A 21,330-nucleotide genomic window follows, 5' to 3' on the forward strand; every position below is an offset into this window, starting at 1 on the left:
TCGACTGTAAGGAAAGGAAGTAAAGATATGCGCGCTATCATGCTAATGTTTGACACGTTGTCAAAAGATTTTCTATCAAACTATGGAAATGACTGGATCCAAACACCAAATTTCGAACGATTAAGGGAAAAAACGGTCACTTTCGATAATTTTTATGGAGGAAGTATGCCGTGTATGCCAGCACGTCGTGAACTTCATACAGGAAGATATAATTTTATGCATCGTATGTGGGGACAATTGGAGCCTTTTGATTATTCCATTTTTGATGTGTTACAACAGAATGGCATTTACTGTCATCTAGTGACGGACCATTCCCACTATTTTGAGGATGGAGGGGCAACTTATCATAACCGTTATTCTACTTGGGAGGGATTTCGTGGACAGGAAGGTGATCGCTGGGTGCCTAGGAAATTTGCTGAAGGACATGCAAAAATAAATCCTTTAAATAAGCAAGGGATTTCTGTTGAACAGCATTTTGCGAATCGTACGAGACAAGTTGATGAGAATGAGATGTCAAGTGTTCAAACAATTCAAGCCGGACTCGACTTCTTGGAAGAGTACAAAAAAGATGATAATTGGTTTTTACAAATTGAATGTTTCGATCCTCATGAACCGTTTTTTGTTCCAGAAAACTATCGTAAACTCTATGAGGACAGTCCAAATGAGTCTCCTTATTTTTGGCCAAAGTATGGCCGAGTAACAGATGACATTTCTTCTGATGATTTAGTTGAACTACAAAAAGAGTATGCCGCATTGGTATCTATGTGTGATCATCATCTCGGGAAAGTCATTGATTTTCTAGAGACGAATCAAATGTGGCAGGATACGTTGGTGATTATTAATACAGATCACGGGTTTCTTCTCGGTGAGCATGATTGGCTAGGAAAAAATGTTGCTCCCATGTATGAAGAAATCATCCACTTACCATTTTTTATCAGTTACCCAAATGCTGAAGTGGGGAAGCATACTCGTGTTCTAAGTCAAACGATTGACATTCCCGCAACTTTATTAGATTTTTTCGGTATTGATAACCAATTGGATATGGATGGTAAATCATTATTACCAGCTCTAAAGGCTAAGGATACTGTCTTACACGATGAAATCATCTTTGGAACAAATGGCGGACATGTCAATATTTATGATGGGAAGTATGTATATATGCGTGCGTCTGTTGATCCTTCCAATGGCCCAATCACTATCCAAACATTAAATTACTCCATGTTGAGGGGATTCATCAATAAGGAAGCATTAGATACCATGAAACAAGGAAAGGGAAATCGGTTTACAAATCAGTATCCTTATACAGAGATTGAAGTTTCCACATACATTGATTCTTATTCAATTGGGCATTTACTATTTGATTTAGAGGAAGATCCGCAACAGTTAACCCCATTAGGTAATCCTGAAATTGAAGAAATGATGATTCAGAAATTAATAAAAATCATGAATCGAATTGAAGTACCAGAAAGCGAATATATTCGATTAGGATTAAGACAACAAACAACCTAGTAACTTCAAAAAGTTTTTAGAATCGAGGCCGCTATCATGAAACATATTTCCGTATTGATCAAACCCGCATCTTCTATCTGCAATCTTCGCTGCAGCTACTGCTTTTATGCCAATGTCAGTTCCTTGCGGGAAGTCCGCTCTTTTGGCAAAATGAAAGAAGAAGTGACAGAGAAAATGATCGAAAATATTTATGCAGACTTAGAAAACGGCGATCAATTGACATTAGCGTTTCAAGGTGGAGAGCCAACGATGGCGGGCCTCGATTATTTTCGAAAAGTGACTCGGCTAGTGAATCAACAACAAAAACAGGTGCAGGTTCACTATGCGATTCAGACGAACGGAACGATTATCAATGAAAAATGGTGTGCCTTTTTGAAAGAACATGATTTTTTGGTTGGCCTCTCGATCGATGGGCACCCGCTTTACCATGATCTGCACCGGGTCGATCCGAAGGGAAGAGGAACTTTTCAGCGGGTACTGCAAACAAAGCAGCTGTTTGACCACTATGAGATTGACTACAATGTGCTTTGTGTCCTGACCAATCCATTGGCTAAAGAGGCCAAGAAAGTCTTTCGCTTTCTAAAAGAACAAAAAATCGATTTTGTCCAGTTTATTCCTTGTTTGGATGATTTAGATGCGAAAGAAAGAAATAGTTATGCCCTCACACCAAAACGTTTTGCGGAATTTTACCACCAGCTTTTGCAGCTATGGCTACAAGAATTAGCGGCGGGGCATTATATGAGTATCAAGCTTTTTGATGATCTTTTGAATCTATTGGTCAAGCAACAAGTCACTGCCTGCGGGATCTTAGGAAACTGTCAAGTGCAATATGTCATTGAAGCAGATGGCAGTGTCTATCCCTGTGATTTTTATGTGTTGGACGACTATCGCATGGGGTATATTCAAGAACAGACCTTACGACAGTTATTTGAAAAAGATATTGCCAAAAGATTTGTGTGTGAACGGCCCGAAATGTCAAAAAAATGCCTAAGCTGTCCGTTTCAAAAAATGTGTCGTGGTGGTTGCAAACGGATGAAAGATGCTATCTATGTGGATGGGGACTATTGCGGTTATCAGCAATTTTTGCAGGAATTTGTTCCGCAGATCAATCGGATTTTAGGTTTGTTACAGGGGGTAAGTGCGTGATTGGATTCATCTATTTTATCGTAATCGTGTTGGCGAATACCGTTGGTGCCGTTTCAGGTATGGGAGGCGGCGTTCTGATCAAGCCTATTTTTGACTTTATCGGTGCCCATTCTGTTGCGGCGATCTCGTTTTATTCTGCCGTAGCCGTTTTTACCATGTCACTGGTTTCGACTGGCAGACAGTTAGCTAGCGGGCGTAAAATCAATTGGCAAATCGTTCTTTGGGTTTCCGGAGGAGCCATCTTAGGCGGTATTTTGGGGAATGTCGCTTTTGATCAGCTGTTGCTGTTTTTCCAGAATGAAGATCAAGTACAGATGGTGCAGATCATTTTGACCGTCTTGACCTTGTTGTTTGCCTTCTTTTATACCAAATATGACTGGCCTGGATTTCAACTGAAAAAAAGCTTCTGGTATTGCTTCTGTGGTCTAGTCCTTGGTTTTCTAGCGAGTCTTCTAGGGATCGGCGGTGGACCAATCAATGTCTCCTTGCTGATGCTGATGTTTGCTTTACCCATCAAAGAAGCGACCGTTTATTCGATCTGTACGATTTTTTTCTCTCAATTGGCGAAAATCGTGACGATTGCTGGAACCACTGGATTTGGCCTCTATGATTTAAAAATTTTGTGGTTCGTGATTCCAGCCGCGATTGTTGGCGGTTTGTTAGGGGCAAAAGCCAGCACTGTCCTCTCACCACAAAAAGTGACGACCGTATTTCAAGCAGTGATTTTGCTGGTGTTAGTCATTAATCTTTATAACGGCTATCAATTATTATAGAAAGAAGGCGGACAGATGATCACGATTCCTGCTGGAACGTATCGAATTGGCACGGATACAAAAGCTGGTTTTGAAGAGGACCAAGAAGGTCCCCAGATTCAAGTTGAGATGACCTCTTTTGAAATCGCTGAAACGACTGTTACCAATCAGATGTTTGAAGCATTTATTGCGGCAACCGGTTATGTGACGGAAGCAGAACGATTTGGCTGGTCGTTTGTCTTTCATTATTTTCTTTCTGAAAGAACGAAACAAAAGAGCCAACTGATCCCCAATATGAGTTGGTGGTATGCGGTTGTAGGAGCAGACTGGCGCCATCCTGAAGGACCGGATTCATCGATTGAGCAGCGGATGGATCATCCAGTCGTTCAAGTCTCGCGAAATGATGCGTTGGCATTTTGCCGCTGGGCAGACAAGCGGCTGCCCACAGAAGCTGAATGGGAGATTGCGGCAAAAGGTGGGACAGAGAGTGACGTTTATCCATGGGGAACAGATTTTTTAGCAGGAGGCAATTATCATTGCAACATCTGGCAAGGCGCGTTTCCCAAAGAAAATACTAAGGCAGACGGCTTTGCGAATACTGCACCTGCCCGGTTTTATGAGCCGAATGGCTATGGTCTTTATCAAGTCATTGGTAATGTGTGGGAATGGTGCAGCAATCCGGCAAGGATACCATTGGAACAATTTCGTACATTGGACAGTGAATTTTTTGCGCAACGCTTTCAGCAAGTGGATGATGCCATGTATGCGACACGGGGAGGATCCTTCTTGTGTCATGAATCTTACTGCAAACGTTATCGGATTGCAGCCCGCAATGGAAACTCCGGGATGTCTGCGGCCAATAACTTAGGTTTTCGCTGTGCCAAAAGCTAGACGAGTTTTGCGAATAACAAAAAACTATCTAAAAAATCTTGATTGTCTCATTGCTTTTTTGAGCAAGTCGTCCGTTGATAGGAACAATCAATGATCGCTTAGATAGTTTTTTTGTTTGATTGGTGTCGTAATGGAGGCTAGCAATCAAGCATGTGTTGCCGAGTCCCATTCAGAAAGATAATTTCCTGAAAGATCATAAACTAAATTCAATGCAGTATGTCCGCGAATATCATCGACGCCGACCGTCCAAGTCCATTTGTCTTGAGAACCGTTGAGTATCACGATGCTGACTCCAGGGTAATAATGGTCCAGTTTTTCAATGCGTTTTTCCGTTTCTTTGATAACTTTGGGAATGACGCCCCAATCAATTTCGTGAAAGGAAATGGTCTCTTGAATAGGTAACTCGATCGTATCACTGTCTTTCTGCCATTTTTGTAAAAGATTGGTCGAATAGTACCAGTATTCGTCTTGTAGTTTCGTGGTGGGATTGATAATGCGCGCAACGGCATAGATACCGCTTTTTAAAGGAACGTTACGAACGTGGTAGCTATAACTGATTAGCTGAATCTCTTGATCTTTCAAAGTTTTTTTATCGGTTAGTTTTGTCATGATTGCGGAAGCAGAAGCTTCTTCTCTAAAAAAATTGCGGTCAAAGGGCAGCAAGGTTGTTAAAGCACCAAAAGCAAACAAGATGCCTGGGAGAATGACCAATGTGCCGATCCAATAAAACAAAGACTTTCTTTTTCTGATACTAAAAATCAATGCCAATACCACCAGCAATGCCATAACGAAGTACCAGAGAAAAGGGAGATAGCTGATCACTTGGTTTCGAGTTGCTGCAACCGTGAACTCATCCAGTCCAAACCAATTTTCAGCAATATTGATGTTCGTCAGTACAATGATCCCTAGGATTCCTGCAAGAATCAGCAGAATACTAAAAGAAAAAAGTAGTGAGGAAAGCTTGGAAATCCGTTTTTTATCAGTCATAGGCCACTTCCTTTGTCGAATGAATGGAAAAGACCGAACAGGTCCAGCATGTTGTCGCAAATTCATTCCAGTTGTTTTTATGTAGTAGGGCAAAAAACAAAAAAGGAGACAAAAGGCAAGAACACACGAGAAGATCGAATCAATAGAGAAATCACTATCGTCAAGGACCTTCGTTTCTTGCTTTTGTCTCAATCTATATCTATCGGTTTACATTGTCTTGACGAGCAATACCAACGAAAAATTTCAAGCAATAAATCGCACAGATACCGACAATTACGTAAATGATTTTTGCGAATAATGTAGTGGATCCGCCCGCAATTGCTGCAACCAAGTCAAATTCAAATAGTCCAACCAATAACCAGTTTAAACCGCCAACGACAAGAAGCGCTAATGCTATACTGTCTAATACTTTCATTTTAGAATTCTCCTTTCTTTGTGCATATTTAGAGTATATAGTAAGTGTTTTATTTTAGCGAAAATACTGCTTGAGGAAAATCGTCAAGGCTTATTCATCGTCATCAGAATCAGAGACTGCCACTTTCTTTTCACCGTTTTGTTTTTGTTCATTGTAGATAAATACATGACGAACAATCTTCAACAATGGGCGAATCGTTAAGAAAATCGCTCCTATCAAATAGGCGATGGTTCCATAGAGTGCAGGCAGATTCGTTAAAGAAACGATACTGCCGAAAATATAGAATAAACCAGTCAAAATATCAGTCGTTAAAGAAATCAGCATGTAGCGATTTTTGAAATAGATATGAAAACGGCGACCTTTTATGATCACGTCTTCTTCTTTTCCCAGCTCGATCTGATGCTCATTTCGTTTGATTTTTGGCACTACAGGCGATCATCCTTTCTTCGCAAAGTTATTCCGGTGTTAATACCACTTTGATGTTTTTGTCTTCTTTTTTGTCAAAAATGTCATAGGCCGCGGCTGCTTCTTCCAAAGGCATTGTGTGGGTAATGATCGCTGTGGGATCGATCTCATCCTTTTGAATCATTTCATAAATCTTAGGCATTAAATGAATGACAGGTGCTTGGCCATGTTTGACGGCTATATTCCGCATAAAAAATTCTTGTAATGGGTAAGAGGAAGCCGGAGTCATATAGACACCAGTGATTTGCACCGTCCCAAATTTTTTGACCGCTTTCGCCGCCATCTGGATCGGCGAAATCGTCCCACTTTGCAAGCTGACCAAATTTTTGGCTTTTTCTTTGACAGGTTCGATACCATCCATACCGACGCAATCGATGATGACATCGGCGCCGCCTTTTGTTAATTCATACAAATCATCCGCACTTGTCGCAAGATCATCCAATTGGAAGGTCTCTACTTGATTGTAGCTTTGTGCCTTTTCCAGACGATGGGCAACTGGATCAACGGCAATCACTCGTTTGGCACCAGCCATAACGGCGAATTTTTGGGCAAAAAGCCCTACAGGTCCTGAGCCAAGAACGATGACAGTATCTCCTGATTTGACACCGGCATTTTGGACACTCCAATAAGCAGTAGGCAAAATGTCGGACAGAAAAAGCACTTTTTCATCTGGAATCGCAGTATCTGGCACGACAAATGAAGTGAAATCAGCGAAGGGTACCCGCAGAAATTCTGCTTGTCCGCCCCAATGATTGCCATTCAACTTACCAAAGCCAAAGAGTCCACCATAAAGTTGATCAGAAGAGTTATCGCATTGACTTTCCATTCCATTTTGACAAAAGTGGCAATGCCCGCAACCAATATTGAATGGGATGACAACTCGGTCGCCTTTTTTCAATTTTTTGACTTGACTGCCGACCTCTTCAACGATGCCCATTGGCTCATGACCGACAACATACCCTTCTTCCAAAACGGCACCACCGTGGTGATACAAGTGGAGATCCGAGCCACAGATGGCGGTAGCTGTAATTCGAATAATCGCATCTGTTGGATCGATGATCGTCGGATCACTGACGTTTCGAACTTCCATTTTTTCTTTTCCTTGCCATGTTACTGCACGCATTGTTGTTCCTCCTTTGATAAGATGTGACTGCAACTTTTTCTAATCCTAGCGTCTGCCATTTTTTCGGACGACAAAATAATTCGTGTTCTTAATAATTGTGCAAGGAAAAAAAACTTTTGACAAAAGAAACGCTCAAGAGAACAAAGAGTGCCGAATTTTTTGCCAACGAAAGCCGGCCGAAACAGAATAGTTGCGTTAAGCATCTAAGCGTGACACTATTAAGATAGATTCCAAACAGGAACGGTGGGACCTTCTGTCGAAGCGTCTTCCACTGATGAATCAGAAAAACGAGAAAAGAGGAGAAAAACATGGATATTACGATTCGTGGAAAAGCATCTTGTGTAAATTGCAAGGAGAATTATGATGGCAAACTGATTGTTCATCTGCAAGAAGATGCAGATGGGAAGCTGACAACAGTTCCGCCTCTAGAAGAAAATGAGCTGAACTCCGATGAAATCGCGATTCATTATGACTATGGTGAAGTAGAGGATGCCATTGAAGGCACATTTGTTTGTCCTGCTTGTCAAACAACAAATGATGTTCGTATCGAAATACCCCAAGAATTACTGCATAATAGCTAAAAAAGAAACGCCAACTACTGGCGTTTCTTTTTTAGTTATCTGTCCGATCAACCACTTCAACATTAAAGTCTTGTAAAATTTTCAATCCGGAAGATTCATGATTTCTGCCTGAAACTAACTGTCGATCAATGAAAAAGTCCGCTTCGGGAAAAGCGCTCTGAAGCTCAATCGTATTAGACAATACGCAAATATTGGTTTCTACACCAGTCACTTCAATCTGCTTTTGTTCATCCTGCGTCTTAAAAAGTTGCTCTTTGATTTCTAGCAAGACTTCTGGAGGAATACTAAAGTAATATTTTTTGACCACTTTCTCATTGGGCAATGGGCGTAGTTCAGGAACAATCTGTAGTGCTTCGTGTTCTTCATCCGGGGTGTCCTTGTAATCAATTGGGATGTCTCGAGTGAAAAGAATGTATTCGCCATTTGTCCGAGCTTGTTGGAGTCGCTTGGCGATTCGCTGAATCAAAGCCGGACTATCAGAAATAAAGGATTGGCTGTTTTCATCAAGAATCTGATTTTGCATATCAATAACAACTAGCATCGATAAACCCTCTTTCTTTTTTTTCATAAAACATTGTTTTCTTTTTGCGGTTTCCCCCTAAGTGCCAAAAAATTCGGTAAAAGGATCGCGTATCAAGAAAAGGACTCTAAAGTCATCATGCATGAAAATAACCAAGAATTCAAAGAAAACGCTCTAAAAAAGCCATTAAAAGGAAAATCGTTATTTTTTTTGAATAAAATACCAAGCGAATTGTTTGCTCATTGTTTAGAGTCATGATACTTTGAAATTACAACATTATAAAATAATGATAAAAATGAAAGCAGGGATAAAAGATGAAAAAGGCACTTTCAATAGGGTTGTTGCTGTTTTCGACCGCATTGGTGACAGCAGCTTGCGGCAGTAATTCAGGGGATAAAAATACTGATGCATCGGGAAAACAGACCAGTGATGGGAAAATATCTTTGGATTTTTGGTCTTTTTGGGGATCGGGGGCTCGCCAAGAAGTCATCGAGGATATCATCAAAGATTTCAATCAGTCGCAAGATGAAATAGAAGTCAAATATAGTTACCAACCTTGGGGAGATATCTGGACCAAATCCCTTTCGGCGATCACTGCAGGGAATCCACCTGATGTTATTGTTCAAGACATCAATTCCGTGGCGCAGCGGGCAGAAGCACAGCAAGCGACAAACTTGAGCAAGTATGTCAAAGAGGGGCTGGCGGATGAATTCTATCCGCAATTATGGGATACGGTGGAATATGAAGGAGACCCTTATGCCATTCCTTTTAATACCGATACCCAAGTGATTTTTTATAACAAACAAATTTTCAAAGAAGCAGGGATCAGTGAAGATCAGCTACCCCAAACATGGGATGAACTTGAGACGGTAGCACATAAATTAGATGTCAAAAAAGGCGACGATTTTGAACGAATCGGTTTTTATCCGCTTTGGAACTTAGGCGCGGATGTTTGGGCATTGAATGCTGACAATGGTGTCAGCTGGTTCGATAAAGATGAAAAAGTTTCCATTGATACAAAAAACAAAGTAGAAGCACTGGATTGGATCTTGGATTGGCAAGATTATTACGGTCAGGACACTATCAATCGCTTGGAAGCTGAATTTGGTTCCGGTGTCGCTGATCCATTTATTTCTGGCTTAGTCGCGATGCGGGCACAAAATATCAATTATTACTCCAGCTTGATGGAAAATGCCCCCGATGATTTTGATTTTGGTGTTATCCAAATTCCAGAAAAAGAAAAAGGTTCAGGCCATTGGTCTTGGGGCGGCGGTTTTGTTTTAGAAGTACCTCAAGGCGCCAAAAATCCGGAAGCTTCCTACAAGTTTATTGAATACCTTTCCACACCAGAAGTGCAAGAAAAATTTGGTGAAAAGAGTTTTGATATCATGGCCAATCAAACGGCAAATGAAAATCTGATCAAAAATGACCAACTAGATGAAAAAGGCCAAATGATTTATCAAATGGCGGATGAAAACTTTGCGAACACAGTAATTACACCAGTGCCATTGGATGCACCGGATTTCAGCAGCTTGGTCAATGAACAAATTGATCAAATTTTGTTGGGCAATAAGAAACCGGCAGAGGGATTAGCCGATGCTCAAAAAGCAGTCGAAGATCTTGTCGAACAAAACAAATAACAGATTGAGATAGGGAGTTGCGGCTAGCCGCATTCCCTTTTCTATCGTTGCTTTACTTACAGCATTGCTGTCTTATTGAGGAAAGATGGCAGAAAACAGAGGATACAAGGAGGGAAATGATGAAAAAGAAAAGATCCAGAAGCAAAAGACAAGACGCCCTCTGGGGATATTTATTTGTGGCGCCTTTTCTGATTGGTTTCATGGTATTTATGCTTGGCCCGATGCTGTTTTCATTTATCGGCAGCTTTACGGACTACAACCTTACGTCAAAAATGAATTTCATTGGTTTAGGGAACTTCAAACGTATGTTTTCGCAAGATGCTCTTTTTTGGAAATCACTTTATAATACGATTTATTTTGTTCTCTTCAATGTTCCTTTGACGACTTTATTTAGTGTATTCCTAGCTACATTATTGAATCAAAAGATACGAGGAATCAGCTTTTTCCGGACGACGTTTTATTTGCCAGCGATTTTATCCGGGGTGGCGGTGTATGTGTTATGGATGCAGCTGCTGTCGCCTTCGGCTGGCTTGATCAATACTTTTTTGAGCTGGTTCCACATCAAAGGACCTGCTTGGCTCTTTGACCCTGAATGGACCAAACCGGCGCTGATCTTAATGAAGATATGGAGTTCTGGTGGGGCGATGCTCTTATACCTTGCAACCTTGCAAAACATTCCTAGCACTCTTTATGAATCCGCAGAGATCGATGGAGCAGGGTTGTGGGCGAAGTTCAAACACATTACAATTCCATTGATTACGCCGATTATTTTTTATGATGTCATCACTTCGACGATTGGTTCTTTCCAGATCTTTCAAGAAGCCTATGTCATGACAAAAAATGGCACTGGCGGCCCCGCCAACTCGCTTTTGTTCTATAACCTTCATATGTGGAACAAAGCATTTGTAGCTTTTGATATGGGGTATGCGATGGCCATGTCGATGATTCTTTTCTTGATCGTTTTAGTCTTGACGTTTATCAATCTGAAATTGGCTCCTCGTTGGGTCCACTACGCAGGAGGACAAAACTGATGGCTAAGAAAAAGAACATGAGGACAGGGAGGTTGGCTGGATGCAGATGTACAAAATAAAAAGTAATTCTCAACAACAGCGGATCAAAAAACTGACGAGTTATTTGGTGATGACTGTCATTGGCATCGTTTTGATCATTCCATTGTTGTGGATGGTGTTCACTTCATTAAAACCAATGGAAGAGATCGTCCGCTATCCACCAACTTTTTTTCCAGAAACAATCAATTTCTCAAATTACCTTGATACGATCAATGCTTTTCCATTTTGGCAGTATGTAAAGAACACTTTGTTTATCACCGTATTAGTCGTGTTTGGCAATGTGCTTTCCAATTCATTTATCGCTTACGGATTTGCCAAGTTGGATTTCCCTGGGAAAAATCTGATTTTTGCTTTGGTGCTTTCGACGATGATGATTCCCGGTTTTGTAACGATGATTCCACAATATGTGCTTTTTTCTAAAATTGGTTGGGTAGGGACTTACTTGCCATTGATTGTTCCCTCCTTTTTTGGGAATGCCTTCAATATCTTCTTGATGCGACAGTTTTATTTGTCCATCAATAATGAATTGATCGAAGCGGCAAAAATGGATGGCGCCAATCATCTATATATTTGGAGTCGGCTGATGATTCCCCTAACCAAACCAGCGCTAATCACGATCGCTATCAATTCCTTCAATGGCGCATGGAATGACTTTTTAGGGCCGTTGCTTTATATTCAAAATCAAGAAAAATATACACTGCAAATCGGTTTGCAAGTTTTCCAAAATCAATCGACGACCCAATGGAACTATTTGATGGCCGGCGCAACGCTGGTCTTATTGCCAACGATCTTATTATTCTTTTTTGCACAACGCTATTTTATTGAAGGAATGGATTTGACGGGAGGAACCAAAGGATGAGAAAATTTGAACCGCAACGTTTATTCAATGGTCTGATCACTTGGATCAACTGGATGCCAAAGCTGATTCTTTTACAATTTTTGTGGTTGGTCTGCTCATTGCCACTTTTTACAGTGGCTACAGCCACCAGAAGTATGATTGCGGCGATTAAGCAGATCAAAGATGAAGCTCAGGCAGAACAAGAAAAAACGACGAGGCGTTTCTTTGCGAATTTCTCTGAGTTTTGGCAACTGAATAAAAAGAAAGAGGTTGTATTCAGTTTCTACGGGCTTTTTCTGTTGATTGATTCTGCAATCTTCAGCCGACTACCACAATCATTTTTTCAAATGTTGGCGATTATGCTGCTATTGATTCTGGGAATTTGTGGGCTGGTTTTCTTTTATCAGACGCTTTTAATGGGGGAAAAGAAACAGCAAGTCAGCTTCTTTTACGCTTTTTATCAAGCCGGTCGCTCCCCTAAACGAGTGTTGCTCCATCTTTTTTGGACAGTCGCGCTATTGCTGTTTTTTGGCTTCTTCGGTCCGGCGTACCTATTTTTGGTGGGAATAAGCGGCTGGTGTTTGATTCAATTACTCATCTGTCCGTCGTCCCTTACATCCTTACAGCTTTCTCATTAAAAAAAGCCATAAGTTGAAACAAAACGTTTCGATGCCTTGAATAAAGGAAATCGTCGTTTTGGAAACTTATGGCTCCTTTTTTTAGTTGTTTCGCGGCTAATCCATTAAATAAGCCACTGTTGCGGTACCAACCGCTTTGGCTGCAATTAAAAGACAATCTTCATTCATCAGAAAATCAGGGCTGTGGTGGGGATGATTGAGATGATCTTCTGCCATACAACCGATGTAAAAGAAGAGACTTGGCCGTTCTTGGGCATAATAGGCGAAATCTTCAGAAGGATCTTGAGGACCGCAATCAAAAATCTCCTTCACTTCAGGTAAGTGAGCTTCTTTGAGGGAATCAATCACTTGTGATGTAAAAGCTGGATCATTATAAAGAACCGGATAATTGTCATCATATTCTAGACTGGTTTCTACCGCAAAAGTTTGTGCTAGACCCTCGGCCATTTGCTGAATCTGTTGGTGAATCGTTTGCCGTGTAGTTTCTTTCATCACACGCACATCTCCTTTGAGGATGACTGTTTCTTTGATCGCATTGAAGGAACCGCTGCCGTCAAATGAACCAATGGTTAAACTGGCTGTGTCAAAAGGATCGATCCGACGAGATACGATGGTCTGCAGCTGGGTCACGAAATAACTACCGGCGACGATAGCATCATTGGCTAGTTGCGGCATGGAAGCATGCCCACCTTTGCCACGAATGGTCAAAGTAAAATTGGAACGTCCAGTTTGGGTTTCGCCAGAGTGATAGCCAATCTTACCTGTTTCCATTGAAGACATCACATGGACCCCAAGAACATGATCAATGTCTGTTAAACAACCGTCGGCAATCATGCCTTTGGCACCGCCAGGAGATACTTCTTCAGCTGGTTGGTGGATAATGCGGATGCTTCCTTTTAATTGGTCTTTTAAGTCAATCAAATTCTTAGCCAAGACCATTAAATAGGCCGTATGCCCATCATGACCACAAGCATGCATCACACCAGAAACCTTCGAGCGAAAAGGCAGTTGATTGTCTTCTTGGACAGCAAGGGCATCAAAGTCGGCCCGTAAAGCCAGCCGTTTCCCAGATTGTCCACCGATGATATCTACGATCAAGCCATAGCCATCGCCACATTCTGTGATTTGGCAGTCTAGCTTTTCATAGTAGGCTTTAATATAAGCGGCGGTTGCTTTTTCCTGAAATGAAAGCTCTGGGTGTTGGTGCAAGTGTCGGCGAATCGCAATCATTTCCCCTTCGTCATTTTCCAATTGCTGCATAAGTGTTGTTGTGATATCCATCTGAATCCCTCCTATTTTCTTCTTTTATCATACACGAAACAACCATTTTTCTGCACGCGATAACCTAGTGTTTTCTTGCCTAACAAGTAGGGATTGACAAAATCACTGTTTCTCTCTATTCTTAAAAAGAGGTTTAGTAAACAGTAAACAATGGGGTGGCAGAATGGCAAGCATGAGGGATATTGCAAAATTGGCAGGAGTTTCCGTCGCAAGTGTGTCGCGAATCTTAAACAACGATGAAACATTTAGTATCAACGAAAATACCCGCAAACGGGTGATCGAGATCGCCAACCAGCTGAATTATTCAAAAGACAAGAACTTGTCGAGTTCGCGAGAAGTTGGCGATAAAAATACGATAGCAATCATTACAAGGCATAACAGTGAATCGGAGCGTAATGATCCTTATTTTATGATGATTCGTAACGGAATAGAGAAAGAGGCTGCCAAATGGCGTTTAAAAACGGTGCGTGCCTTTTCCATGCGCGACCAAGACAAAGATCTGACTCAACTGGCAAAGTATGGGGCTGTCATCATCATTGGGGAAATGACGCAAGAGGCATTGCAAGAAATCAGCCGATACAATCAACATATTATTTTGGTAGATAATTATAGTGAAAACGACGCCTATGATTGCATACAAACTGATTTTGCCCGAAAGACCCATCAAATTTTGGATATCTTAAAAGCAAAAGGACATGAGAACATAGCATTTATTGGGGGTGTTTCCAGTCGAGTAACGATCACAGGAGAAGTTGTTTATGATGAACAAGAAATTCGTGCAGAGAATTACAAAAATTGGATGCTGATGAACAAGCTGGAGGCTTATAGCCAAGTCCTTCAAGGGAAATGGTCTCCAGAGACTGGATTAGCTTTTGGCAGAAAAATCGCCGAGATGACTCCACGGCCGACAGCCATCGTCGTTGCTAGTGATCCCATGGCAGTGGGGGTCTATAAAGCATTAAATGAACACGGACTGAAGATCCCAGAAGATATATCAGTAGTTAGTTTTGATGATATTCAAATGGCGCAGTTTATGACACCAGCGCTTTCTTCAGTCAAAATGAAAGCGGAAGAAATGGGTCAAATGAGTGTAGAGCTGGCGAAAAACAAATTATTGGGCGTTCGGACAATGCCAGTCCGAGTGATTTGTAAAAGTGAATTGATATTAAGAGAATCGATTGCCGATAAAAAAAGATCATGAGAAATGATCTTTTTTTATTTTAGAGTTGTGTAAACATTAACTAAACAATTATACTGATTATAGTAAACGTTTACAGACAAATTAAAGGAGATTAGTTATGAAATTTATTGATAAATTAGCAGAGAAAATGGTTCCTTTTGCCCAAATCATTGCCAATAACAAGTATTTATTGAGTCTGCGTGATGGTTTTATGGTGGCTTTTCCCGCGACAATGTTTGCTTCAATCATGATCATTATTCAAAATTTACCCGCTACCTTTGGCTTATCTGAGAAACTGCCCGCAGGACTGATGACCTTTTTGAATGATTTCTTTGGTCCCATCGGGAATGCAACCATGAGTATCACAGCGATTTTTGTTGTTTTCGGAATCGGCTATCAATTAGCAGGAAAATATGGGCAGCCAAAACTTTTTGCCGGAGCAATCTCACTGTCCTCTTTCTTAATGCTTTTGCCCTACGGTTCTTCCGATGAACTGGGAACAGTGATTCCTCTTTCAAAATTAGGTGCGGAAGGGATGTTCGTAGGGATCATCACAGCGATTATCGCTACACAAATTTATTGCAAGATCAGTGCTTCCGGGTTAACGATCAAAATGCCTGAATCGGTTCCGCCGATGATCGCTGAGTCTTTCCTTGCTATCATTCCAGGTGCTGCGCCATTGTTTTTATTTAATTTGATCCGTTACTTGTTTACATTCACAATGCGGTTGACTTTGTCTACGAAATCTTACAGAAACCATTAATGGGCTTGGGAGGCACGTTGCCTGCAGTCTTGATTGCCGTTTTATTCACCCAATTCTTCTGGTGGTTTGGGATCCATGGCACATTGGTTGTCAACGCCGTGATTGATCCGATCATGAATGCATTGGCGATTGAAAACTATGAAGCCTATAAAGCAGGTGCAGAACAATTGCCTCATATCATCAATACAACCTTCATGGGCGTTTTTGTAAACCAAGGAATGCAATTAGGAATCTCGATTACGATGGCATTTTTTATTGCTCGTTCGATTCGGATGAAGAAGCTGATGAAGACAGTCGTTGCACCTTCTGTTTTCAATGTGTCAGAGCCAATGACATTTGGGTTGCCGATCGTATTGAACCCGATTGCTTTTGTTCCGTGGATTTTGGCCCCGCTTGCTAGTACGACGATTTCTTATTTTGCAATCGCTGCTGGACTTGTGCCTCGCCCAATCGGAGCAACAGTAGTCTGGACGACACCGGTCTTCTTATCAGGCTGGTTGGGAACTGGCTCTGTAGCAGGTGCCATTCTACAATTGGTAACTGTTGCTGTGATGACATTGATTTGGGTGCCATTCCTAATCGTGATGGATCGTGGCTATTTGAAAGAAGAAAAAGAAGAGCTAGCCAAAGAAGCACTCGCACAAACTGGCCCTGCCATCGACGAAAGAATCAAAGAAAACTAAGCTTAGCATGTCGTTCTGTCAGCATGGAAACGGAAAAATGGAGGATCGAAGATGCGAACAGATACATTGACCTATACTTATCAGATGCGTACAACACCGGAACGATTCTATCAAGTGATGATCGCGCAACAAGCGGCATTTTTTCGCTCAAAAGGAGCAGAAGAACCTTTCGGCGAGAACAGTCAAATTGATTTGATGATTCGCACAAAATCAGCGGCCACGCTGGTGCCAGCGGTGATGAAAGTCAAAAAAATCGCGCAAGATGAGATTGCTTTGATAACAGCCTATGAACAAGGGGAAATCTGTCAAAGGTATCGCTTTGTTCCTAGCGGAGCAGAAAAGATTGAGGTTACGTATTCAGAACAGAATTCTTTTGATCATTCCCGCAATACGTATGGTTTCATGCTGGCAGCACTATTTTATAAGTTCTTTTTTAACAAAGGGGTCAAAAAGCGCATGCAGTATTTGGAAACTGCATGCCAGAAACAAAATGAACTAGACGAGAATAAACTTGAAATTAGAGGAAAAAAATGATTGAGATAATAACCGATACGATTTTTCATTTATACAATGAGAAGATTAGTTATGTGATGCATGTATTGCCAAATCAACAATTAGGTCATCTATACTTTGGGCCGTCTTTGGGGCATTTGAGTGCCAATGACATGGACTATTTAACCAAAAAAGAAAATAAATCTGCCGGCACGGTCAAATTTTTTGAAAATGATGGCCTGTTTACGTTAGCGGATCGTTTTCAAGAGTTGCCAACCTATGGTTCTTCTGACTTTCGAGAAGGCGCCGTTACTATTTTTGCAGAAGACGTTCCTTTGTATGTGGATTTTAAAGTCGCAGAAGTCGAGACTTTCGCAGGAAAGGAACGAGAGCTGGCAAAGCCGGCGAGTTTTGCCGAAAAAGCAGAAAGTCAGAGCCTGCGAATAACGTTGATCGATGAGCAGCGGCAATTGAAAATGGAAATCACCTATACTATTTTTGCTGGTTTAGGCACGATTGCGCGTAATCAGCGGATCACCAATCTTGGCGCTGAGAAAAAACAACTTTCTTCGTTGATGAGCGGGGTGCTGGAATTAAGAAATCAGCAATTTGAATTTGTTCACCTTTCTGGTGCTTGGCTAAAGGAACGCCAAATCAAAGCCACACCATTGACGCAAGGAACCTTTCGAGTGGGGTCTTTAAAAGGGGCCTCTGGGCATCAGCACAATCCCTTCGTGGCACTGAAGGCTGCCAATGCCACCAATGATCAGGGGCGTGTCTATGGAGCAAATCTGATTTATTCAGGGAATTTTCTCGCTCAAGTCGAGATGGATGAGTGGGACAATGTCCGCTTGATGCTGGGGATTCATCCCGAACAGTTTTCTTGGACATTGCAGCAAGGTGCGGTCTTTGAAGCCCCAGAATGTATCTTCACATTTACCGATGAAGGGTTGAATGGGTTAGGACAAGAGTCAGCTGCGTTTATTGAAAAGCACGTGATTGCCCCTTATTGGCAAAAACGGCCGCGGCCGATTGTCTTCAATAATTGGGAAGCAACTTATTTTGATTTTGATCAAGAGAAATTAGTAGCATTAGCAGCAGAAAGTCAGGCATTAGGAATGGAATGCTTTGTCCTAGATGATGGCTGGTTTGGTAAAAGAGACAACGATCGCAGTTCTTTAGGGGATTGGGTGCCAGATCCAGCGAAATTTCCTAATGGCATCGGTCATTTTGCAAAACAAATCCACGATCTAGGGTTGCAGTTAGGCGTTTGGTTTGAACCGGAAATGGTCTCTCCTGATAGCCAGCTTTATCAAGAACATCCTGATTGGGTGGTTCGACATCCTTATGAACGCATCTCTGTGGGGCGGGGCCAGTATGTCTTGGATTTTGCCAATCCGGCAGTCGTGGAGGCGATCTTTGCTGCGATCAAAACAATCATCGTCGAAACGGATCTTGATTATATCAAGTGGGACATGAATCGGAATATCACAGAAGCTTATTCACCTTATTTAGCAGCCGAAGGGATTCCCCAAACAGAATTCTTCCATCGCTATATTTTAGGGGTTTATGCCCTTTATCAGAAAATCTTAACAGAATTTCCGGAGATTTTGATCGAAGGCTGTGCTGGCGGCGGCGGTCGTTATGATTTAGGGATCTTGTTTTACAGTCCTCAGATTTGGCCGAGTGACGACAGCGATGCCGTGGAACGACTACAGATTCAAACCGGCACATTACTTGGCTATCCGATGTCTTCATTCAGCAATCATGTCTCCGCTTGTCCAAATCATCAAGTGGGGCGCAATACGTCACTGGCATTTCGGCAATCGGCGGCTATGTTTGGTCCATTAGGCTACGAGCTGGATCTTTTCAGTTTATCAGCAGCTGAAAAACAAGCAATCAAAGAACAAATCATTTTCTATAAAGCTCATCGACAACTTCTGACATATGGCACCTTCTATCGGATGACCGATTTGAGCCAAAAAAATGAAGTTGTATGGGGAGTCTCTCATCAAGAGGAGGCATTGATTGCTTATTTTCGGATTCTTGCTGAAGCAAATCCGGCAGCGGAAGCTTTTATACCGGTACCCTTCGTTGATCCGGATCGAAGCTATCTGCTGGAGAATGCGCAGTTGTCTGGCAAGGTTTTGAAGCAAATTGGACTGCGCAAACCGTACTTATTCAATGCTGTCAATCACCAAACGGCGCAAGCAACAGGAGATTTCCAGTCGTTTGTTTATCAAATCAAAGCAATCAAAAAGGAGTAAAAAGATGACGAATTATTTCTTTGATCAGCGGTTCCTACATGGTGGGGACTATAATCCCGATCAGTGGCTTGATTATCCGGAAATCCTAAAGAAAGATTTGGCGTATATGCAAAAAGCTCACATCAATACGGTCACACTAGGGGTGTTTGCTTGGAGTGCTTTGGAACCAACAGAAGGGGTCTATCAGTTTGACTGGCTTGATGAACAGTTTGATGCGATCCATGCTATGGGGGGCAATGTCATTTTGGCTACCCCCAGCGGTGGTCGTCCTCAGTGGTTGAGTCAGAAATATCCGGAAGTCAATCGCACCAATGCGTATGGACAAAAACATACCCATGGCTTTCGCCATAATCATTGCTATTCTTCACCTATCTATCGCGAAAAAGTGCGGCAGATCAACACAAAATTAGCTGAACGCTATGGCGACCATCCGGCACTAGCCATGTGGCACATTTCCAATGAGTATTCAGGGGAATGCTTTTGCGAATACTGCCAAGAAAATTGGCGTGACTGGTTAAAGAAAAAGTACAAAAACCTAGAAGCATTGAATCATGCATGGTGGATGAGTTTCTGGGGTAATCGCTATTCTGATTGGAAACAAGTCTTGCCCCCTTCCCCTTTAGGAGAACACAAAGTTCATGGGATGGATCTGGATTGGAAACGATTTGTCACCGATCAGACCATTGATTTTTATTTGAATGAGATTGCCCCTATTCGGGAACGAACCCCTGATATTCCGGTAACGACGAATTTTATGGCGGAAGGTCATGCCACACAGGATTTCATTCCTTTGGAAGGAATCGACTATGGCAAGTTTTCTCAGCATGTGGATGTGGTTAGTTGGGATAGCTATCCCGATTGGAACAATCGCTTTGAAGCAATCTCTACAACCGCTATGAAGTCTGCCTATGTCCATGATCAATATTGGTCTTTGAAGAAACAACCCTTTTTAGTTATGGAATGTACCCCAAGTTATGTCAATTGGCACCAATACAACAAATCCAAGCGCCCCGGGGTCCATATTTTAAGTAGTATGCAGCAGTTAGCTCATGGGTCAGATAGTACCTTGTATTTCCAGTGGCGCCAATCTCGCGGCAATTCGGAGAAATTCCATGGTGCCGTTGTCAGTCATGATGATTCCACGAACAATCGAGTATTTAAAGAAGTTGCTGAATACGGGTCTCGTCTCGAAAAAATCAGTGAAATCAAAGGAACCATCCGCAAGAAAGAAGTGGCGATTCTCTTTGACTGGGAAAGCAATTGGGCATTGAAGCGTGGGGGAGGATTCGGCCGTCCTACGAGACGTTATCCCCAAACGTTGCAGGAGCATTATCAGGTTTTCTGGGAACAAGACATCCCGGTTGACATTCTGACTCCTGAGCAGGATTTTTCTGATTATCAGTTAGTCATTGCGCCAATGCTGTATATGATGACAGAAAAAACGATGCAAAAATTAACGAGCTATGTTGAAAAGGGTGGAATACTAATATCCAGCTATTTCACAGGAATGGTCAATGAAACAGATTTGCTTTATATTGGCGGATTGCCTCAACCATTAAAGGCGCTCTTTGGCATTGAGGTATTAGAGCTTGAAACACTTTTAGAAGACGAACACAATCAGATTGATTTTCAAGATCAGCAATTTGTTACCAAAGATTATTCGGCGATCATTGACGTGTTGGATGCAGAAGTTTTAAGCCGTTATCAGACAGATTTCTATCAAGGCACACCTGCGGTTACGAAGAAGCCATTCGGTGCAGGGTCGTCGTATTATTTGGCTGCCCGTACGAACAGTGATTTCTTAGCTGCTTTTTATCAAGAGTTGATTGAAAAGTTGGGGTTGAGAAGAACAGCGATTGCTGAAGCACTTCCTGAGGTATCGATTCAAACACGCATCGGAGGGCAACGAGAGTATGCTTTCATCATGAATTTTTCAGAGGAAGAACAGCAACTAGTATTGAAGCAGCCAGTAACCGATCTGGAAAAAAATCAACAGTTAGCGGGAGAGATCACGTTGGCACCTTATGAAGTCAGAGTCGTGTATCACCCCTCTGAAGTATACTGAGAAAAAAGGACCATTCGTTACGGC

The 21,330-nt window shown here is 41.9% G+C and carries 19 protein-coding genes and 1 pseudogene; 14 read left to right on the top strand and 6 right to left on the bottom strand.

What is annotated here, in order from left to right:
* Positions 1–27: 27 nt before the first annotated feature.
* The 4 genes from Q0A12_RS11495 to Q0A12_RS11510 are packed head-to-tail and all read left to right on the top strand — an operon-like array spanning position 28 to position 4,298.
* A complete protein-coding gene (locus Q0A12_RS11495; protein WP_291292787.1) occupies positions 28–1,509 on the top strand; it encodes a sulfatase-like hydrolase/transferase in 1,482 nt (493 codons plus the stop codon).
* Positions 1,510–1,545: 36 nt separating this feature from the next.
* Positions 1,546–2,655, top strand: a complete 1,110-nt coding sequence (locus Q0A12_RS11500; RefSeq protein WP_291292788.1) for an SPASM domain-containing protein — start codon at positions 1,546–1,548, stop codon at positions 2,653–2,655.
* On the top strand, positions 2,652–3,428 hold the full coding sequence (locus Q0A12_RS11505) for a sulfite exporter TauE/SafE family protein (RefSeq protein ID WP_291292789.1): 777 nt from the start codon (positions 2,652–2,654) through the stop codon (positions 3,426–3,428). Before Q0A12_RS11500 ends, Q0A12_RS11505 begins: the two co-directional genes overlap by 4 nt.
* 15 nt (positions 3,429–3,443) lie before the next feature.
* Positions 3,444–4,298 carry a formylglycine-generating enzyme family protein gene (locus tag Q0A12_RS11510; protein WP_291292790.1) on the top strand — a complete coding sequence of 285 codons (855 nt, stop codon included), beginning with the start codon at positions 3,444–3,446 and terminating at the stop codon, positions 4,296–4,298.
* A gap of 144 nt (positions 4,299–4,442) precedes the next feature.
* Here Q0A12_RS11510 and Q0A12_RS11515 read toward each other — a convergent pair whose 3' ends face one another.
* The 4 genes from Q0A12_RS11515 to Q0A12_RS11530 all read right to left on the bottom strand — a co-directional run bounded on the left by Q0A12_RS11515 (position 4,443) and on the right by Q0A12_RS11530 (position 7,288).
* Positions 4,443–5,285 carry a hypothetical protein gene (locus Q0A12_RS11515; protein ID WP_291292791.1) on the bottom strand — a complete coding sequence of 281 codons (843 nt, stop codon included), beginning with the start codon at positions 5,283–5,285 and terminating at the stop codon, positions 4,443–4,445.
* 199 nt (positions 5,286–5,484) lie between these two features.
* Positions 5,485–5,700 carry a DUF378 domain-containing protein gene (locus Q0A12_RS11520; RefSeq protein ID WP_291292792.1) on the bottom strand — a complete coding sequence of 72 codons (216 nt, stop codon included), beginning with the start codon at positions 5,698–5,700 and terminating at the stop codon, positions 5,485–5,487.
* Between the two features lie 90 nt (positions 5,701–5,790).
* On the bottom strand, positions 5,791–6,126 hold the full coding sequence (locus Q0A12_RS11525) for a YrhK family protein (protein ID WP_291292793.1): 336 nt from the start codon (positions 6,124–6,126) through the stop codon (positions 5,791–5,793).
* Positions 6,127–6,154: 28 nt separating this feature from the next.
* Positions 6,155–7,288 (bottom strand): alcohol dehydrogenase catalytic domain-containing protein, encoded by a 1,134-nt coding sequence (locus tag Q0A12_RS11530; RefSeq protein WP_291292794.1) that lies wholly within the window; start codon positions 7,286–7,288, stop codon positions 6,155–6,157.
* 308 nt (positions 7,289–7,596) lie between these two features.
* On the opposite strand from Q0A12_RS11530, the gene Q0A12_RS11535 reads away from it, so the two are divergent.
* Positions 7,597–7,869, top strand: coding sequence for a hypothetical protein (locus Q0A12_RS11535; protein WP_291292795.1), 273 nt, complete (start codon positions 7,597–7,599; stop codon positions 7,867–7,869).
* A gap of 31 nt (positions 7,870–7,900) precedes the next feature.
* Here the strand turns inward: Q0A12_RS11535 and Q0A12_RS11540 are convergent, their stop codons facing one another.
* On the bottom strand, positions 7,901–8,410 hold the full coding sequence (locus tag Q0A12_RS11540) for an isochorismatase family cysteine hydrolase (RefSeq protein ID WP_291292796.1): 510 nt from the start codon (positions 8,408–8,410) through the stop codon (positions 7,901–7,903).
* Positions 8,411–8,703: 293 nt separating this feature from the next.
* Between Q0A12_RS11540 and Q0A12_RS11545 the strand changes: the two genes are divergently transcribed.
* The 4 genes from Q0A12_RS11545 (at position 8,704) to Q0A12_RS11560 (ending at position 12,575) form a co-directional block, all read left to right on the top strand.
* Positions 8,704–10,029 carry an ABC transporter substrate-binding protein gene (locus Q0A12_RS11545; protein ID WP_291292797.1) on the top strand — a complete coding sequence of 442 codons (1,326 nt, stop codon included), beginning with the start codon at positions 8,704–8,706 and terminating at the stop codon, positions 10,027–10,029.
* A 119-nt stretch (positions 10,030–10,148) separates the two neighbouring features.
* Complete coding sequence (locus Q0A12_RS11550; protein ID WP_291292798.1) at positions 10,149–11,060, top strand: sugar ABC transporter permease; 912 nt, start codon at positions 10,149–10,151, stop codon at positions 11,058–11,060.
* Between the two features lie 40 nt (positions 11,061–11,100).
* Positions 11,101–11,958: a carbohydrate ABC transporter permease gene (locus Q0A12_RS11555; RefSeq protein WP_291292799.1), complete on the top strand. Its 858-nt coding sequence runs from the start codon at positions 11,101–11,103 to the stop codon at positions 11,956–11,958.
* Complete coding sequence (locus tag Q0A12_RS11560; protein WP_291292800.1) at positions 11,955–12,575, top strand: DUF624 domain-containing protein; 621 nt, start codon at positions 11,955–11,957, stop codon at positions 12,573–12,575. The genes Q0A12_RS11555 and Q0A12_RS11560 overlap by 4 nt, the downstream gene beginning before the upstream one ends.
* A 96-nt stretch (positions 12,576–12,671) precedes the next feature.
* Here the strand turns inward: Q0A12_RS11560 and Q0A12_RS11565 are convergent, their stop codons facing one another.
* Positions 12,672–13,856, bottom strand: a complete 1,185-nt coding sequence (locus Q0A12_RS11565; RefSeq protein ID WP_291292801.1) for an amidohydrolase — start codon at positions 13,854–13,856, stop codon at positions 12,672–12,674.
* A gap of 163 nt (positions 13,857–14,019) precedes the next feature.
* Between Q0A12_RS11565 and Q0A12_RS11570 the strand changes: the two genes are divergently transcribed.
* The 5 genes and pseudogenes from Q0A12_RS11570 to Q0A12_RS11590 all read left to right on the top strand — a co-directional run bounded on the left by Q0A12_RS11570 (position 14,020) and on the right by Q0A12_RS11590 (position 21,306).
* Positions 14,020–15,057 carry a LacI family DNA-binding transcriptional regulator gene (locus Q0A12_RS11570; RefSeq protein WP_291292802.1) on the top strand — a complete coding sequence of 346 codons (1,038 nt, stop codon included), beginning with the start codon at positions 14,020–14,022 and terminating at the stop codon, positions 15,055–15,057.
* Positions 15,058–15,154: 97 nt separating this feature from the next.
* Positions 15,155–16,482, top strand: a pseudogene (locus Q0A12_RS11575) (PTS transporter subunit EIIC).
* A 51-nt stretch (positions 16,483–16,533) separates the two neighbouring features.
* Positions 16,534–17,016: a hypothetical protein gene (locus Q0A12_RS11580; protein ID WP_291292803.1), complete on the top strand. Its 483-nt coding sequence runs from the start codon at positions 16,534–16,536 to the stop codon at positions 17,014–17,016.
* Positions 17,013–19,241 (top strand): alpha-galactosidase, encoded by a 2,229-nt coding sequence (locus tag Q0A12_RS11585; protein ID WP_291292804.1) that lies wholly within the window; start codon positions 17,013–17,015, stop codon positions 19,239–19,241. The genes Q0A12_RS11580 and Q0A12_RS11585 overlap by 4 nt, the downstream gene beginning before the upstream one ends.
* 4 nt (positions 19,242–19,245) lie before the next feature.
* Positions 19,246–21,306 (top strand): beta-galactosidase, encoded by a 2,061-nt coding sequence (locus Q0A12_RS11590; RefSeq protein WP_291292805.1) that lies wholly within the window; start codon positions 19,246–19,248, stop codon positions 21,304–21,306.
* The last annotated feature ends 24 nt before the right edge of the window (positions 21,307–21,330 follow it).

Origin of the sequence: Enterococcus sp. (assembly GCF_022711995.1) — a bacterium.
Taxonomy (GTDB): Bacteria; Bacillota; Bacilli; order Lactobacillales; family Enterococcaceae; genus Enterococcus_D.